Annotated in this window: 13 protein-coding genes; 6 read left to right on the forward strand and 7 right to left on the reverse strand. The window is 55.8% G+C overall.

The genetic code is table 11. The features are described from left to right. Positions 1-22 precede the first annotated feature (22 nt). Genes MHM86_RS16045 through MHM86_RS16055 form a run of 3 tightly spaced genes read left to right on the forward strand, consistent with a single transcriptional unit; the run spans position 23 to position 3,229 of the window. Positions 23-1,033 carry a LacI family transcriptional regulator gene (locus MHM86_RS16045; RefSeq protein WP_239201341.1) on the forward strand — a complete coding sequence of 337 codons (1,011 nt, stop codon included), beginning with the start codon at positions 23-25 and terminating at the stop codon, positions 1,031-1,033. Between the two features lie 22 nt (positions 1,034-1,055). Further along, complete coding sequence (locus tag MHM86_RS16050) at positions 1,056-2,294, forward strand: AGE family epimerase/isomerase (protein WP_239201343.1); 1,239 nt, start codon at positions 1,056-1,058, stop codon at positions 2,292-2,294. Continuing rightward, positions 2,291-3,229, forward strand: a complete 939-nt coding sequence (locus MHM86_RS16055) for a carbohydrate kinase (protein WP_239201344.1) — start codon at positions 2,291-2,293, stop codon at positions 3,227-3,229. The genes MHM86_RS16050 and MHM86_RS16055 overlap by 4 nt, the downstream gene beginning before the upstream one ends. Positions 3,230-3,384: 155 nt before the next feature. Here MHM86_RS16055 and ilvD read toward each other — a convergent pair whose 3' ends face one another. Next, positions 3,385-5,229 (reverse strand): dihydroxy-acid dehydratase, encoded by a 1,845-nt coding sequence (gene ilvD / locus MHM86_RS16060; RefSeq protein ID WP_239201346.1) that lies wholly within the window; start codon positions 5,227-5,229, stop codon positions 3,385-3,387. Between the two features lie 296 nt (positions 5,230-5,525). Between ilvD and MHM86_RS16065 the strand changes: the two genes are divergently transcribed. Then, entirely contained in the window at positions 5,526-6,365 is an 840-nt protein-coding gene (locus MHM86_RS16065) for a bifunctional allantoicase/(S)-ureidoglycine aminohydrolase (RefSeq protein ID WP_239201348.1), read from the forward strand. Positions 6,366-6,464: 99 nt separating this feature from the next. Here MHM86_RS16065 and MHM86_RS16070 read toward each other — a convergent pair whose 3' ends face one another. The 3 genes from MHM86_RS16070 to puuE all read right to left on the reverse strand — a co-directional run bounded on the left by MHM86_RS16070 (position 6,465) and on the right by puuE (position 9,754). Beyond that, entirely contained in the window at positions 6,465-7,784 is a 1,320-nt protein-coding gene (locus MHM86_RS16070; protein WP_239201350.1) for a uracil-xanthine permease family protein, read from the reverse strand. Positions 7,785-7,856: 72 nt separating this feature from the next. After that, positions 7,857-8,342, reverse strand: coding sequence for an ureidoglycolate lyase (locus MHM86_RS16075; RefSeq protein ID WP_239201352.1), 486 nt, complete (start codon positions 8,340-8,342; stop codon positions 7,857-7,859). Beyond that, positions 8,339-9,754, reverse strand: coding sequence for an allantoinase PuuE (gene puuE, locus MHM86_RS16080; protein ID WP_239201357.1), 1,416 nt, complete (start codon positions 9,752-9,754; stop codon positions 8,339-8,341). The genes MHM86_RS16075 and puuE overlap by 4 nt, the downstream gene beginning before the upstream one ends. A gap of 164 nt (positions 9,755-9,918) precedes the next feature. Here puuE and uraH point away from each other — a divergent pair, with 164 nt between their 5' ends. Both uraH and MHM86_RS16090 read left to right on the forward strand, forming a co-directional pair. Continuing rightward, positions 9,919-10,275, forward strand: a complete 357-nt coding sequence (uraH, locus tag MHM86_RS16085) for a hydroxyisourate hydrolase (RefSeq protein WP_239201358.1) — start codon at positions 9,919-9,921, stop codon at positions 10,273-10,275. A gap of 103 nt (positions 10,276-10,378) precedes the next feature. After that, a complete protein-coding gene (locus tag MHM86_RS16090; protein ID WP_239201360.1) occupies positions 10,379-11,614 on the forward strand; it encodes a urate hydroxylase PuuD in 1,236 nt (411 codons plus the stop codon). A 126-nt stretch (positions 11,615-11,740) separates the two neighbouring features. Here MHM86_RS16090 and repC read toward each other — a convergent pair whose 3' ends face one another. The 3 genes from repC to repA form a co-directional block, all read right to left on the reverse strand. Continuing rightward, the gene (gene repC / locus MHM86_RS16095; protein ID WP_370644203.1) at positions 11,741-12,988 is read right to left on the reverse strand and encodes a plasmid replication protein RepC; all 1,248 of its coding nucleotides are present in this window, start codon (positions 12,986-12,988) and stop codon (positions 11,741-11,743) included. A 167-nt stretch (positions 12,989-13,155) separates the two neighbouring features. Then, complete coding sequence (repB, locus tag MHM86_RS16100) at positions 13,156-14,160, reverse strand: plasmid partitioning protein RepB (RefSeq protein WP_239201361.1); 1,005 nt, start codon at positions 14,158-14,160, stop codon at positions 13,156-13,158. Further along, positions 14,160-15,326, reverse strand: coding sequence for a plasmid partitioning protein RepA (gene repA / locus MHM86_RS16105; RefSeq protein WP_239201364.1), 1,167 nt, complete (start codon positions 15,324-15,326; stop codon positions 14,160-14,162). The genes repB and repA overlap by 1 nt, the downstream gene beginning before the upstream one ends. Positions 15,327-15,686: the final 360 nt, after the last annotated feature.

Raw genomic sequence — 15,686 nt, forward strand, 5'->3', positions numbered from 1 at the left:
AAATCTCATAAGGCGGCGCGAGATGAAACAATTCAAGGCCCAAAAACCGACACAAAGAAGAATCGCCGAACTGAGCGGCCTCTCCATCGGAGCCGTCTCTCGCGCGCTCGCCAATGATCCGAAGATCAAACAAGAAACACGAGAAGCCATCAAAAAGATCGCCGACGAAATTGGATACGCACCGGATCGCGCCGCACAACGGCTGCGCACCGGAAAAACCAAGGTCATCAACCTCATTCTCCCCCCCCACGAAGAGATTTTCGGATTTGGGACCTCACTCATTCGCGGGATCTCACGTGAGCTTGAGGATACTGGCTACAAGCTCGTAGTGATGCCGGACTTCGGCATTGACGGAGAGCACGAGGCGATTACCCGTATCGTGCGCAATCAATTGGCCGACGGCATTCTCTTCTCAAGAACGGAGCCGAACGACCCGCGAGTCAAGTACCTCTCGGAAGCACAGTTTCCCTTTGTCGCACATGGCAGAACCGAGCTTGCGACCCCCCATCCCTACGTGGATTATGACAACTTCGAATTTTCATATCAGGCGGCGCAGCGCTTGATAAAAATGGGGGCTGTCAAACTTTGCATTCTACTCCCTCCGCCAACGCTTATGTTCCGACAGCATCTCTTACATGGCTTCATGACGGCCGTGCGGGAGTCCGGCGTTCAATTCGAGATACTTGAAGGCGCCACCCTTGATAGTTCACCCGAACTTATCAAATCCACGATTGAAACACGGTTTTCGTCCGATGATCGCCCCGACGGCTTGATATTGCCTGGGGAAGTTTCCGGTCTGGCAGCAATGGCCGCAATGGATGATATCGGACTTTCAACGGTCTACGACGTTAAGCTTGTGGTTAAGCAAACAACCGGGCTATTCAATCTCGTTCGCCCACGCGTCGAGAGCATTTTCGAAGACCTTCCCGTCGCGGGCCGTCATATGGCTCAGCTGTTGCTGAAGAGGATCGAGGGGGAAGACCCTTCTAACCTCCAAGTGCTACAGCCGATCTCCGAAGCGCCCGGCGATTAACAACCCCAGAAAGAGAATTGATATGATCAGGACCACCGTAGCTTTGGCGTCCGAAGAGCATCGCTCATTTTTGAAATCAGAGGCGCTCAATCAGCTTCAATTTTTCAGTGCTGCACAGCGAGCTGACGGCGGATTTTTCACGCTTGACCACGACGGGACGCCGATTCCGGGAGCGCCTCAAGAGCTGCACGCGACCACACGAATGGTTCACTGTTTCTCACTTGCGAAGATCGCCGGTTGGGCGCAGGGCGAGGAACTGATGAATCATGGTTTTGAATATCTTACGAAGCACCACCGTGATCCAAATAATGGAGGATTCTTCTGGTCGACAGCGAACGGCGAGGGGGCAAACAAAAACAAACTTGCTTACGGGCATGTCTTTGTTCTTCTCGCAGCCGCGAGTGCCACCGCCGCTGGGCACCGCGACGGCCCACAGCTTCTCGAGGAAATCGACCGTGTTTTGGACCTGCATTTCTGGGACGAAGAGCGGGGCCTTTTCATGGAAGAGTGGGCCCATGACTGGCAACCAATTTCAACCTATCGCGGCATGAATGCCAATATGCACGGTTTAGAAGCATTACTTTCGGCGTATGAAGCGACGGGCCGGTCCAAATACCTTCAGCGTGCAGGGCGGATCATTGACTTTTTTGTCCGCAAAATTGCACCCACAGAAAACTGGCGCATACCGGAACACTACGACAAAAATTGGGAGATCGACCGTGACTACGCGGGGAACCCAATGTTTCGCCCTCAAGGCACCACTCCCGGCCATTCTTTCGAGTTCGCCCGCCTATTGCTTCAATACAATGAGTACAGCGCCACGCCAGACCCAGAATTGAACAAAAGTGCCCATTACCTTGTTCAAACCGCACTACAAGACGCATGGAATACCGATTCCGGCGGCTTTGTTTACACATTGAACTTTGACGGCTCCCCCGCAATTCGGGATAGATATTGGTGGCCTGTCACTGAGGCGATTGGCGTGCTCGCAGCGTTTCTCAAAAACGATCCGGCGGGAGAATACTTGGAATGGTATCATCGCCTATGGGACGCGGCCGGCCGTCTGTTCATCGACCACGATCGGGGCGGGTGGTTCCCCGAGGTTGATGCCTCGGGTGCGGTTGTAAGTCAGCAATTTGTCGGCAAGGCAGATCTCTACCACTCTCTTCAAGCCGCCATGTTGCCCCTAACCCCATCCGCAGCCAACGCATACAGGGATTTGAGCGGGGTGCTCTCAAACCACGGAGGAACAGCAACGTGATTTTATGCTGCGGAGAGGCCTTGATTGATATGGTACCAATGCTCGGCCAAGATGGTGAGCAGGGGTTTTCTGCACGCTGCGGCGGCGCCGTGTTTAATACGGCAATCGCTCTGGGGCGGCTTGAGTGCGACGTAGCGCTTTTGGCGGGCCTTTCCCGAGACCTTTTCGGACGACAGTTGGCCGCGGAACTCAAACGATCCAACGTAGATCATAAGTATCTCGTTTTTAGCAACCGGCCTTCCACACTCGCCTTTGTCCAATTGGAAGATGGTCAGGCCTCATATTCCTTCTTTGATGAAAACTCTGCTGGTCGCGAACTTTCCAGCGCCGAATTGCCGACGATTAGTGAAGAAATTTCTTGCGTCTTTTTCGGCGGAATAAGCTTAATCTCGGGGAAATGCGCCGAAGCATTCACTGACCTCGCATTGCGAACTTCGACTGATAGAGTGGTTATGCTGGACCCGAATATCCGGCCTGGGTTTGTCAGTAACGAAGTGGCATTTCGAAAACGTCTCTTCCGTATGATTGAACACACCGACATTTTGAAGGTTTCGGATGAAGACCTAGACTGGTTACTTCCAACTCAAGACAGTTTTGAGCAAAAGGCCGAAACCCTCCTGCGGCTCGGCCCTTCACTAGTCCTCGTGACCTGCGGCGGCAATGGCGCCTATGCATTTATGTCCGGGAAAGACGCCGTTAGAGCGGAGGCAATCAGCACCAAGATTGCTGATACAGTGGGTGCGGGCGATACTTTCAATGCAGGCGTTTTGGCGAAGCTCTCCGAACTCGGCCTTCTAACAAAGAACAAGCTGACCAACTTGGACCCCGCACGGATCAAAGAAGCCTTAGAATTTGGCAACTTAGCTGCATCTGTAACAGTATCCCGTTCTGGCGCGAATCCACCTTCGCGAAGCGAACTTACCGAATTCACTTAACTAACGCCAAATGATCGACATCCGCCTCACCGCCTGAGAGGATGCGAAAGACGCCTAAGCCTTTCTAAACAAAGCGTTTGCACCGGCCCGTGACCATCGTGACTGACAAGGCCCCACCAATCTGGCGGGGCCTTTTTCACCATTTATCGCAGCGTTTACTCTTCGCCGGGCAGGATCCGCACAGCACCTTTAGCGGCGGACGATGCGAAGGCGGCATAGGCCTTCAGCGCTTTCGACACTGCGCGCGGGCGCTCTTCGGCTGGCCCCCAGGGCAGCGGGCCTTTGGCGGCGCGGCGCGCGTCCAATACGTCGTCAGCAACAGCAAGGTTAATGGTGCGGTTCGGGATATCAATCTCGATCAGGTCCCCAGTTTCCACCAAACCAATCGCGCCCCCCTCTGCCGCTTCAGGCGAGGCATGGCCGATCGACAGACCGGAGGTGCCACCAGAGAAACGGCCATCCGTCAGGAGCGCACATTTCTTACCCAGACCTTTGGATTTCAGGTAACTGGTCGGGTACAGCATTTCTTGCATGCCCGGACCGCCCTGCGGACCTTCATAACGGATGATCACCACTTCACCTTCGGCCACTTTGCCCGTGAGAATGCCATTTACCGCGTCATCCTGACTCTCAAACACTTTCGCAGGGCCAGAGAATTTGAGGATCGATTCATCCACCCCGGCGGTTTTCACGATACAGCCATCGAGCGCGATATTGCCGAACAGAACCGCCAGACCGCCATCCTTGGAAAACGCGTGTTCGACCGAACGGATCACGCCACCTTCGCGGTCGGTGTCCAGCTCTTTGAAGCGGTTCGCCTGACTGAACGCCTGCGTGGTGCGCACGCCACCGGGGGCGGCTTTGAACAGTTCAGACGCTTCGGGGTTGTTGGCAACCTTGATGTCCCAATGCGCAATCGCCTCGCCCATGGTCGAGGAATGCACGGTCGCCACATCATTGTGCAGCAACCCGCCGCGCGACAGCTCCCCAAGGATGGAGAAGATGCCGCCCGCACGGTGAACGTCTTCCATGTGAACGTTGTGAATGTTAGGCGCGACCTTACACAGGCAGGGCACCTGACGGCTGAGGCGGTCCATGTCCTCCATGGTGAAATCCACCTTGCCCTCATAGGCAATCGCCAAGAGGTGCAAAACAGTATTGGTCGACCCCCCCATCGCGATGTCCAGTGACATGGCGTTTTCAAAAGCCTCAAATGTCGCTATTTCGCGCGGCAGCAGGCCTTTTTCCTCGCCCTCATAATGGCGTTTGGTGATATCGACGATGCGGCGACCCGCCTCGAGGAACAGGCATTTGCGATCTGCGTGGGTTGCTAGCGTAGATCCGTTGCCCGGCAGCGCCAGACCCAACGCCTCTGCCAGACAGTTCATCGAGTTGGCGGTGAACATCCCCGAGCACGACCCGCAGGTCGGGCAGGCGTTTTCTTCGATGTGTTTCACCTGTTCGTCGGTGAATTTATCATCCGCAGCGGCGACCATGGCGTCGACCAGATCGACCTTCTTCATATCCAGATCGGCCAGATCAATTTTGCCCGCTTCCATCGGACCGCCAGAAACGAAGATCACCGGAATGTTCAGACGCATCGCTGCCATCATCATGCCGGGAGTAATCTTGTCACAGTTGGAGATACAAACCATCGCGTCGGCGCAATGTGCGTTGACCATGTATTCAACGCTGTCGGCGATCACTTCACGCGACGGCAGTGAATACAACATACCATCATGGCCCATTGCGATGCCGTCATCCACGGCAATGGTGTTGAATTCTTTGGCGACACCGCCTGCCTCTTCGATCTCGCGCGCCACCATCTGGCCCAGATCCTTCAGATGAACGTGGCCCGGCACAAACTGGGTGAAAGAGTTCACGACCGCGATGATCGGCTTGCCGAAATCATCATCCGTCATGCCTGTTGCACGCCAGAGGCCACGGGCCCCCGCCATGTTGCGGCCATGGGTGGAGCGCCTGGAACGATAATGCGGCATCTTGGTCTTCCTCTGGACTGCGTGTGTGCTGCGTAGCTGGGCCCTCACGGGCTCATTTACAAGGAGATGTAGCGCAGAATCTGCGAAAGAAACAATGGCGGAAACGCATGAAAATAACCCAAACGCGCGCCACAACGGATGATTAGAACTGCATGACAATGGCAAGATGGGGATTATCAAAAATCTCCTAGCAGTGCTTCAGGCGTTCCCGGAAGGGAAAGCACTTGGATCATCGCGGCGCCCGCGGTTCTATGAGGCAACGCGATGTTTCACACGATTTCCCAAAGGGCTGACTTATGACCGACCGCAGCTATTACGCCCCCACTGGTGGCCTGCCGCCGCAAACACAACTGCTGACCGATCGGGCGGTGTTTACCGACGCTTATGCAGTGATTCCAAAAGGAACGTTCAGTGATATCGTCACCTCTTTCCTGCCGTTCTGGGAAGACGCCCGTTTCTGGGTGATCGCGCGACCGATGTCCGGTTTTGCCGAAACTTTCAGCCAGTATATTGCCGAGGTTCAGCCAGGCGGCGGGTCGGATCGGCCCGAGGTGGATACAGGGGTACAATCGGTGATTTTTGTCGTTGATGGCACGGTGCAGCTGGTGCTGGATGGCGCGGTGTATGACCTTAGCGAAGGTGGCTATGCCTATATCCCTGCGGGCTGTGACTGGTCGCTGAGAAACATCAGCAAGACACCCACGCGGTTCCACTGGATCCGCAAGGCCTATCAGGCGGTTGAGGGACTGGAGAGGCCAGAGGCAATCGTCACCAACGAAAAAGACCTCCCCCCTACCCCGATGCCTGACACCGATGGCGCATGGGCCACGACACGGTTTGTGGATCCCACCGACATGCGCCACGATATGCATGTCACCATCGTGACTTTTCAGCCCGGTGGCGTCATTCCCTTTGCCGAAACCCATGTGATGGAACACGGGCTTTACGTTTTAGAGGGCAAGGCGGTTTACCGTCTGAACCAAGACTGGGTTGAGGTGGAGGCCGGTGATTTCATGTGGCTGCGCGCCTTTTGCCCGCAGGCCTGTTATGCTGGTGGACCGGGGCCGTTCCGCTATCTCCTGTACAAAGATGTAAACCGTCATATGCCGCTGGCAGCGGGGGCTTTGCCGCGGTGACAAAACTATAGCGCGGGCAAAGTCCGTACAGCCTTCTTGTCCAAAAAAGCCCCGCAAGTCACCTTGCGGGGCATCTTTATTCGCACTCGCAGAGCAGGATCACTCCTCTTCGGGCAGCACCAAGTTCAGCACGATCGCACATAGTGCAGTGGGCGCAACAGCTGACGTCATCAGCGTTTTGACTACACCGGGCAGATACTGGACAGCTGTCGGCACTAGGTTCAGCCCCAGACCCGCCGCAAGCGAGATCGCGATGATCACCATGTTGCGGCGGTTCATCTTCACCTCTGTCAGCACGTTCAGACCGGCGGAGGCCACCATGCCGAACATCACGATCACACCGCCCCCCAGAACCGGCAGCGGCATCGACGCAATCACAGCGCCGATTTTCGGCAGCAGACCACAGATGATCATGATCAGACCGGCGATGGTCACAACGTGTCGGCTCATGATGCCAGTCATGCCGACGATACCCACGTTCTGGCTGAACGAAGTGTTAGGCAGCCCGCCGAACACACCAGCGACGGCAGTGCCCAGACCGTCAGCGTAGGTTGCGCCTTGAATCTCTGCATCTGTTGCGTCACGGCCTGCGCCGGCCTTGGCGGTTGCAGATGCGTCTCCAACAGTTTCAATCGCAGATACGATCGAGACCAAGGTGACTGCTATCACGGCGCCAATGCTAAAATCGAACCCATAGGGCAGCGGCTTGATGCTGGTGAGCCATGCTGCTTTGCCGACTGCATCAAATTTGACCATGCCCATCATGATGGCCAGCACATAGCCTGCGATCAGCCCGATCAGAATGGCGGCGTTCGACAGCATGCCTTTGCTGAAAAACTTCACGGCCAGCGCCACAATGATCACCGTCAGTGCCACCGACCAGTGCATGAGCGAGCCAAAGCTTGCCGCCTCCATCTGGAACTTGGCGGCACCACCGGCGGCGTATTTGATCGCCACAGGGATCAGGTACAGACCAATGGCAAGGATCACCAGACCAGTGACCAGCGGCGGGAACAGCCAGCGCAGCTTGCCGATGAAGGCACCAAGGATGAAGTGGATCACGCCCCCGATGATACAGGCGGTCAGCGCCACGCCCAGACCTTGGGTCGCGGCCACACCGGCCAGCACACCGACGAAGGCAAAACTGGTGCCCTGCATGATCGGCAGGCGTGCGCCAACGGAGCCGATGCCCACCGTTTGGAACAACGTCGCGATACCGGCAAACAGCATCGCCATCTGGATAAGATAAATCTGTTCCGGCCCACCAAAGGCCAGACCCGCCGCACCGGCCACGATGATCGACGGGGTCACGTTAGAGGCAAACATTGCCAAAACGTGTTGTAGTCCCAGCGGCACAGCCTGTGCCAATGGGGGCGTTGCATTCGGGTCTCTATATGTCCCTGTTGTCGTTCCAGCCATGTTACAATCTCCCTGTGATTGGCTGCAGCCTGTCCGGTCTGACGCCAGACTAGACCTGTTAAGGCATTGAGATTACGGATTATCTACAGTGTAGACTGCGTCAAACCAGTGTTCTTCGAGGTTTGGCAGATCGCTGATATGGTCAATGACCACAAAACGACCAGATGCACCCAAAGGTGCCAAAACACCGTGCCAAACATTGCGGTGTATATTGATCGACTGTCCCGGCTGGCTAATGAAGGCCAGAGGCACGCCCGGTTGCCCGTCTGAATCGGCCGCGACGGTGACAATCATCGGCACGTTATCCAGCGGGATAAACGCCTGCGACCCCAGCGGATGCCGTTCCATCAGATCAAGTGTGTAGGGCAAGGCCCGCGCCTTGGCGTCAAACAGGCTGACGCCTGCGCGCCCCGGTCCAAAATCGAGAGTGGCCAAATCATGGTGGCGACCACACATGCCTTGATTGATGATTTTATCCGCATCGCCCGCGACCTCGATCACATCACCGAAGGGAGCGAACGCCACTGCCGTCAAGGGTTGCAGACGCAGGATACTCATGGCAGCAGGTCCATCAGGCGAAATTCGGCAATACGTTCGACCTGTTTGCAGGCCTCAGCAAATTCTACTTCTGTCGCATTGTCGATGCGGCGTTTGAAATTGGCCAGGATCGACGCCTTATCATGATCCCGCACCGCGATGATGAAAGGGAAACCGTGTTTTGCCACATAGGTATCATTCAGCACGGTGAACGCCTCACGCTCCTCATCTGTCAGCATGTCCAAACTGGCGGAGGCCTGTTCCGATGTACTCTCTGCCGTCAACCGTCCGGCGGCGGCCAGTTTACCCGCCAGATCGGGGTGGGCGGTCAGCACGCCGTGACGTTCGGCGTGGCTGGCGGTGCGGAACATCCGGCACAGCGCATTATGCACACCGGCGGCGCAGTCATGTGCCTTGCCCAATTCCAGACCATGGGCGCGTTCGGCAATCCAAGGGGAGTGTTCAAAGATCCCGCCGTAAACCTCAACAAACCGCTCGCGGTTCATTTCCGAGGGACGCTCAATCCGCTGATGTGGATGGACAGCGGCCCAATGGTCGGCGATGTCCAGACGGGTCGGGGTCCAAACGCCATCGAAGCCCGCGATGTAATCAAGGAACCGGATCAGCCCCGCGATCTTGCCCGGACGGCCGATCAGACGACAGTGCAAACCGATCGACATCATGCGCGGCGCACCTGCCTCACCCTCGGCATAGAGCGTGTCAAAACTGTCCTTCAGGTATTGAAAGAAATCTTCGCCCGTGACCCAACCGGGGGCCGTGGCGAAGCGCATATCGTTTACCTCCAACGTGTAAGGAAGGATCAGTTGATTCTGATCGCCCAGCTCCAACCAGTAGGGCAGATCATCGTCATAAGTGTCACTGACATACGCAAACTGCCCGGTTTCTGCCACCAGCCGCACAGTATTTGCGCTACAGCGTCCAGTGTACCAACCGCGCGGGGCCTCACCCACCACCTCTGTGTGCAGGCGGATCGCCTCGGCAATGGCTGCGCGTTCTTCGTCTTCGGGCATGTCTTTGTGTTCAACCCATTTGAGGCCATGCGATGCAATTTCCCAGCCTGCGGATTTCATCGCGGCGACCTGTTCAGGATTACGCGCCAATGCCTGTGCGACACCGTAAATGGTCACCGGAATATCACGGGTCGTGAACAGGCGGTGCAGACGCCAGAAACCGGCGCGAGCACCATATTCATATATGGATTCCATGTTCCAATGGCGCTGACCCTGCCACTGCGCCGCACCGGGAATATCAGACAGGAACGCCTCTGACGCCTGATCGCCGTGCAGCAGGCAATTTTCTCCACCCTCCTCATAGTTCAGGACAAATTGCACAGCGATCTTCGCCCCACCCGGCCATTGAGCATCGGGGGCATTGGGGCCGTAGCCACGCATGTCGCGGGGGTAGCGGGTCATTCGGGGATCTCCTGATTACTTTGGAAACCTTTATAAAAGGTTGCACGTACAAAGACTTTCTCAATTATTTTGAAACTGTTGTTTGGCCATTTGTTGTGTTGCAAGCAGCACAAAAGCCGCAAAATAAGCTGAACAGGAAAAACTGCCCGAAAAGGAGGCTGATCATGGCCGGATATCTGACAACCCACGTCCTCGACACCGCCCGTGGCTGCCCGGCGGAAGGAATTAAAATCGCGCTCTACCGTGTGTCGGGCAATTCGCACAAGAAAATCGCCGAGACTGTAACCAATGCGGACGGGCGTACCGATGCGCCTATCCTGCCTGAGGAGAAGTTTAAAACCGGCACATATGAGTTGATCTTTTTCTGCGGCGATTATCTGCGCGACACAGATCAGGTGAGCGAGGATCCGCTGTTTCTCGATCAGGTGCCGATCCGCTTCGGCATGGCCGACGCCGCAGCGCATTATCACGTGCCATTGCTGTTGAGCCCCTTCGGCTATTCCACCTATCGCGGCTCCTAAGGCCCGCTGACAACATCAACGACTTGGGACCAAACACCCCAAGGCCTTGCGACCGCCCTGCCCTTCTCGCTTCGGGGCCCGCAACACTCAGGGAGAGTATCAAATGCAAGATCTTGCGATCATGTGGGATTGGATCGGGTTCGCAGTACGCTGGCTGCATGTCATCACTGCAATGGCCTGGATCGGGTCATCGTTTTACTTCATCGCGCTGGATCTGGGTCTGCGCAAACACCCCAACCTGCCCGTCGGCGCCCATGGTGAGGAATGGCAGGTTCACGGCGGCGGATTTTACCACATCCAGAAATATCTGGTGGCCCCAGAAAATATGCCGGAGCATCTGATCTGGTTCAAATGGGAAAGCTACACCACATGGCTCAGCGGTGCGGCACTGTTGATGGTGGTCTATTGGGTCGGGGGTGAACTGTACCTGATCGACGCAGGCAAAGCGGATCTGGCGTTGTGGCAGGGTATCGTGATTTCTGCGGGTTCCTTGACGCTGGGCTGGTTGATCTATGATCGGTTGTGCAAATCGGCACTGGGGAACACGCCAACGCTGTTGATGCTGCTCTTGTTTGCAATGTTGGTGGTCATGGGCTGGGGCTACAACCAGATCTTCACCGGTCGCGCGACCATGCTGCATCTGGGTGCATTTACCGCCACGATCATGACCGCAAACGTGTTTTTCATCATCATGCCAAACCAGCGCATTGTGGTAGCTGATCTGCAGGCGGGGCGTACACCAGATGCCAAATACGGCAAAATTGCCAAATTGCGATCAACCCATAACAACTACCTGACGCTGCCGGTGGTGTTCCTGATGCTTTCGAACCACTATCCGCTGGCTTTTGCGACAGAGTATAATTGGATCATAGCGGCGCTGGTGTTCCTCATGGGGGTAACGATCCGCCATTTCTTCAACACCTCTCATGCGGGTGGTGGATATAAATGGTGGACGTGGCTGATAACGGCGATCCTGTTTATCTGTGTGATGTGGTTGTCCACCGCCCCCTTGATGCAAGACACCTATGAGCAGTCGGAGGCGCGCGCCTTGAGCGCCACTGAACTGCGCTATGCAACCGCGACACATTTTGAAGATGTGATGAATGTTATCCCCGGTCGTTGCGCCATGTGCCACGCACGGGAACCTTACTACGAGGGGATCACGCGGGCACCGAAGGGTATTGTGTTAGAAACAGAGGCGGATGTGGCCGCTGCCGCCAAACAAATCTATTTGCAAGCGGGAGTGACCCATGCAATGCCGCCTGCAAATGTCACCTACATGGAACCAGAAGAGCGGCGTTTGATCGTGCAATGGTTCCGTGAGGCTGGTGCAAGCTAAGCCTGGGTGTCACAGGCTAAAGATCGATTGTCAGCTGACAATTTCCACATGCTTTCCGGCTGACAATTTTGCAAGCTACTGATTTAGAAGGAATTTTAAGATTGTCAGCTGACAATCCCCTTGTTTTCAGTACTTTGACCCCTCACAAGACCCTATTCGGTCCCCCTGCCTTATCAACACCGCGTGGATGTTCAGCGCTGTCACTTTATGGCTCCGTGACAGATGACGCAGATAAGCCCCTGGGTTCTGAATTTGATCGAACCGTTCATGGATCGCCACCACACTCACGGCAGCTTTATGCAAGCCAAGATTATTGACGGCCTCGATCCAGACAGGCTGATCAATTCCCATCATTGGCACCAGCTGCTGTGCAATATTCGCTAGCGCTTGCCAGGATGTTAACTGCCCGGGAAAGAAGGCGCTGAGTGTTGGGCATTGAGAGACAACCTCTGCCAAAGTTATGTCTTTCTTTGCAATTAGCGAAGCAGTTCCATCCTCGGAACATTTTATCTTTGTCTGATTTTGCTTAGTCGAAGGAGTATCAGAGTCAGAGTTATATTTTTTTTCAGACTGTATGTGCCGCTCATTTTGGCTGTGGTTGACGCTCATTGTTGTGGGATTGCAGGCGGTGTTTTCTGGCGTTTTTTCGGCTCGATTGTCAGCCGTAAGGGCGGGCAGGGTGTCTGTCTCGTCTGTTGTATTCGTGAGACGTTCCTGCAATTGGCCCAGCAGATCGTGAAGGGTGTCTGCATCCGGTCTGCGGCGGAGTAAGCGGTTCATTTCGGCCAGAAATACGGTGTCTACATTGCGGTTGCATAGGTATCGGGCGCGCAGGTGCAATACCTCGGCGCGCATCATTGCCAGCCGTTGCTGTGCTTCCTCCGCGGCGTGGGCGGCCTGCATCAGTTGATCACCGTGGCGGGCGAGAGGTGAAAGGTCAAAGCCGTATGCCTGACCAACAAAGCCACCGACCCGACGGGCAAAGCGTTTGCGGTTCGGGCTGTCGTGGCGGGTGATTACGCCCAGATCCACCAGCCGCGCCAGATGACGGCGCAGGGTGCTTTCGGGCATACCATGTAGCCGTTTAGAAAGCGTCCTGTTGGCGGGGAAGACAATCGCGCTGCCAACCTCATCCGTAAGTAGTCGATGCGGGTGAAAACTGATCAGTGCGCGCAGAACCGACAAGGTCCGGTGAGACAGATCATAAAGTGCGGCGGCGGTTGTTAGCGCCTCCAGCAGCTGCCATTTGTCATGGCCGACAGCGGGTGTACCCTCGCTGTCGGATGTCGTGAAACAGTTTTGGACGGTGACATCGCCAGCCGTTTGGCCAAAGGATACCATCCGCCCCATCGTGGTTTGGGACGCTGCCTGCATTTTCAATCACGTAAGACAATAAAAGAGACGCCCCATGCACTGCATGCGGTTGACAGAACCGGAACCTGCGGGCTAACTCAGAGCTGCTAGACTTGAGAAGGGCCGTCCGGGTTGAATCCTGGGGGGCTTTTCTTTTGCCGTCTGTTTAGTGCCTCCTTACTGCTTTCTTATGTGTCGGACTTATCTTTGGTCTCTGCTGTGAAACGGGCGTGAAGCTCGTTCAGCAGGTCTTCGGCGTGGCTATCAAACCACGTGTCAAACCCGCTCGACGTGGCGGCTGACAGGGTCAGCGTGACGCCTTTGCGGGTTGTCTTGATGTCGCCCAGGGTGCCGCCTGCGCTGCTGCGTAGGGTGCGGGGTTTGGGCGCGGCTTTGGGTTTTTTCTTGGCCGTCGGGTTGGCCTGTTGAGATAGGCTTTCGGTTGTACGCTCAAAGATCGCCTCGAACCGCTCATCAGACGTGAGAAGACGAAATTCGGGCCGGTTGAGTAAAGCCATCGCATGCGATTTTACACCAGAGTTTTCAAACCGCTTTACCAGCTGCATCCAGCGATCACGGCCAATACCGGGGGCGGATCCGATTGTGCGCAGGAACTCCAGATCAAAGGCGTTGCCTACTTTCAGCATCCGGCTGACCATTGGCAGATCAATCGACAGGGCGGCAGCGATTGTCTGCCGATCATAGTCTGTTACCTCTAACTGTGCGGCAAAGCTGGCTTTTTCGATAAAGCTAAGGTCCTGACGGGAGGTGTTTTCCTGCCCCTGCGCCATCACCAGCGCGTGATCATCCAACTGACGCACCATAGCCTTGACCGGTAGACCCAGTTTGCGCAGCGCCTGCAGGCGGCGGCGGCCATAGACGATTTCATAGCGACCCTGTTTGGTCGAATGGGGGCGCAACAGAACTGGCACCTGCTGGCCATAGGTTTGCAGGCTTTCTACCAGCTGTTTCTGCGCCTGCGTGTCCAGGCCCAGCCGGTCCTCGACGCCTGCGTCATCAATCAGCGCGGTGTCGATATCCTGCACTGCGTTCTCCTGCAGCTTGGTCAGCGAGGATTGCAGCGCGCCAACTGCACCACGGGGCATCATCGCCGCGGCGCGGGGTTTCGGCCGTTCTGGTTTGTCAGCCGTCGTCGGGCTGGGGGTAGGGGAGAGGATGCCTTTGCGTGCCATTAACGCCTCCATGTCGCTTGGATCAGCGACTCTATCTCATCGTTCACCTGGTTGAGTGAATCCACTGCACGGTCGTAAGTTTGTCGGTGGAACTGGCTTCGGTCGACCTCATATATCGTCTGATGAGTGAGGCCCGCGTCTGAAATCGCCGTCGATTTTAGCATTGGGGCGACCATCACCTCCTCGCCGAACATCTGGCGCAGGAAGGACACCACCTGTTGCTGTGGTCCGTCGTTCGGCTCATAACGGTTTATGAGGAAGCGTAGGAAATCAAATTCCATCGTCGCCCCCGCATCCGAGACAACATCGAGCAGGTCGGCGCTCATCTGCAGGAACTGCGACATCGACGCGATGTCCAGCATGTTCGGCACGATGGTGATGAGCACACCAGTAGACGCACAGAGCGCCGACATGGTCAGATAGCCCAACTGCGGCGGACAATCGAAGATGATCACGTCATAATTCGCTTCTACCTCCTGCAGGGCAGTGGCCATGCGGGCGAAAAATGGAGGTTGGGTGTTGTTGAGCAGGGCCTGCGGTGTCTCGTGTTCAAATTCCTGCAACATCAGCCCACCGGGGGCCAGATCAATGCCGGCAAAATAGGTTTGCTGGATCACCTGGCTGAGGGGCAGGGGATCGTCATAGCGGATCGCGTCATAGATGGTGCCCGATTGCAGGAAGTCATATTCCGGCCTGTAGCCAAACAGCGTGGTGAGGGAGGCCTGAGGGTCGATATCCACACACAGAACGCGATATCCCAGCAGGGCCAGCCGTTGCGCGGTATGCACCGAGCTGGTGGTTTTGCCGCTGCCACCTTTGAAGTTGAGGAAGGACAGAACCTGCACCTTGTCACCTTCACGGCGGCCACGTTTATAGGCGCCGGCGGTCTTCGCCGTGGTTTCAAGGATTTCGCGGATTTGACCCAGATCTGAGGCGGAATAGTGTCTACGTCCGCCCGGTGTCATGTGGACATCGGGGATTTTGCTATCAAAATGCAGCTTGCGTAGAAAGCTGGCGGAAATGCCCAACAATTCGGCCGCTTCTCCGGCGCTGAACAGCCGCAATTCCTTGCGCGCATCAGGGGCGAAGACCTTCATCATATGGTCTTCGAGGGCCGCAGAAAGTTGTTCCGCATTTTCGCGGATTCGCTGATTGATGGTGATCATGTCGCCACGCCTGTGTATTGTGCCAGCCTGTTGCGCTGGGGTAGGGCGGTGGGTGATCTGCTGTTGGAATACCCTTTTGATATCCTTTAACTGATCTGCCTTCGTGCCTCGATCCCATTGCTCCGACCGGACGATTTTAGTAACGCTCTTTTTCGTCAGCGCTTTTATTAGCGTTACTTAAGCGAAGATGCTGAGCATTTGCAACAGATTCGGCGTGGGTGCGGGGTTCGTATGTGCTGATTTATCCACAGGTTCTGCAAAATATCTTCAGCTATTAGCTTAGAAACTACCGATAACGGATGAAAATCATGTGATTTTTCGGCCTGAATAGTCTCTATTCCGGTGAATTAGGCCCGAATG

The sequence above is a fragment of the Thalassobius sp. Cn5-15 genome, assembly GCF_022347685.1.
In the GTDB taxonomy this organism is placed as follows: Bacteria; Pseudomonadota; Alphaproteobacteria; order Rhodobacterales; family Rhodobacteraceae; genus Thalassobius.

Coding starts and splice junctions, on each gene's coding strand:
- repC (WP_370644203.1), bottom strand. CDS start 12,988: ATGCAGGCAGCGTCCCAAACCACGATGGGGCGGATGGTATCCTTTGGC.
- repA (WP_239201364.1), bottom strand. CDS start 15,326: ATGATCACCATCAATCAGCGAATCCGCGAAAATGCGGAACAACTTTCT.
- MHM86_RS16050 (WP_239201343.1), top strand. CDS start 1,056: ATGATCAGGACCACCGTAGCTTTGGCGTCCGAAGAGCATCGCTCATTT.
- MHM86_RS16075 (WP_239201352.1), bottom strand. CDS start 8,342: ATGAGTATCCTGCGTCTGCAACCCTTGACGGCAGTGGCGTTCGCTCCC.
- uraH (WP_239201358.1), top strand. CDS start 9,919: ATGGCCGGATATCTGACAACCCACGTCCTCGACACCGCCCGTGGCTGC.
- ilvD (WP_239201346.1), bottom strand. CDS start 5,229: ATGCCGCATTATCGTTCCAGGCGCTCCACCCATGGCCGCAACATGGCG.
- repB (WP_239201361.1), bottom strand. CDS start 14,160: ATGGCACGCAAAGGCATCCTCTCCCCTACCCCCAGCCCGACGACGGCT.
- MHM86_RS16045 (WP_239201341.1), top strand. CDS start 23: ATGAAACAATTCAAGGCCCAAAAACCGACACAAAGAAGAATCGCCGAA.
- MHM86_RS16070 (WP_239201350.1), bottom strand. CDS start 7,784: ATGGCTGGAACGACAACAGGGACATATAGAGACCCGAATGCAACGCCC.
- MHM86_RS16090 (WP_239201360.1), top strand. CDS start 10,379: ATGCAAGATCTTGCGATCATGTGGGATTGGATCGGGTTCGCAGTACGC.
- MHM86_RS16065 (WP_239201348.1), top strand. CDS start 5,526: ATGACCGACCGCAGCTATTACGCCCCCACTGGTGGCCTGCCGCCGCAA.
- puuE (WP_239201357.1), bottom strand. CDS start 9,754: ATGACCCGCTACCCCCGCGACATGCGTGGCTACGGCCCCAATGCCCCC.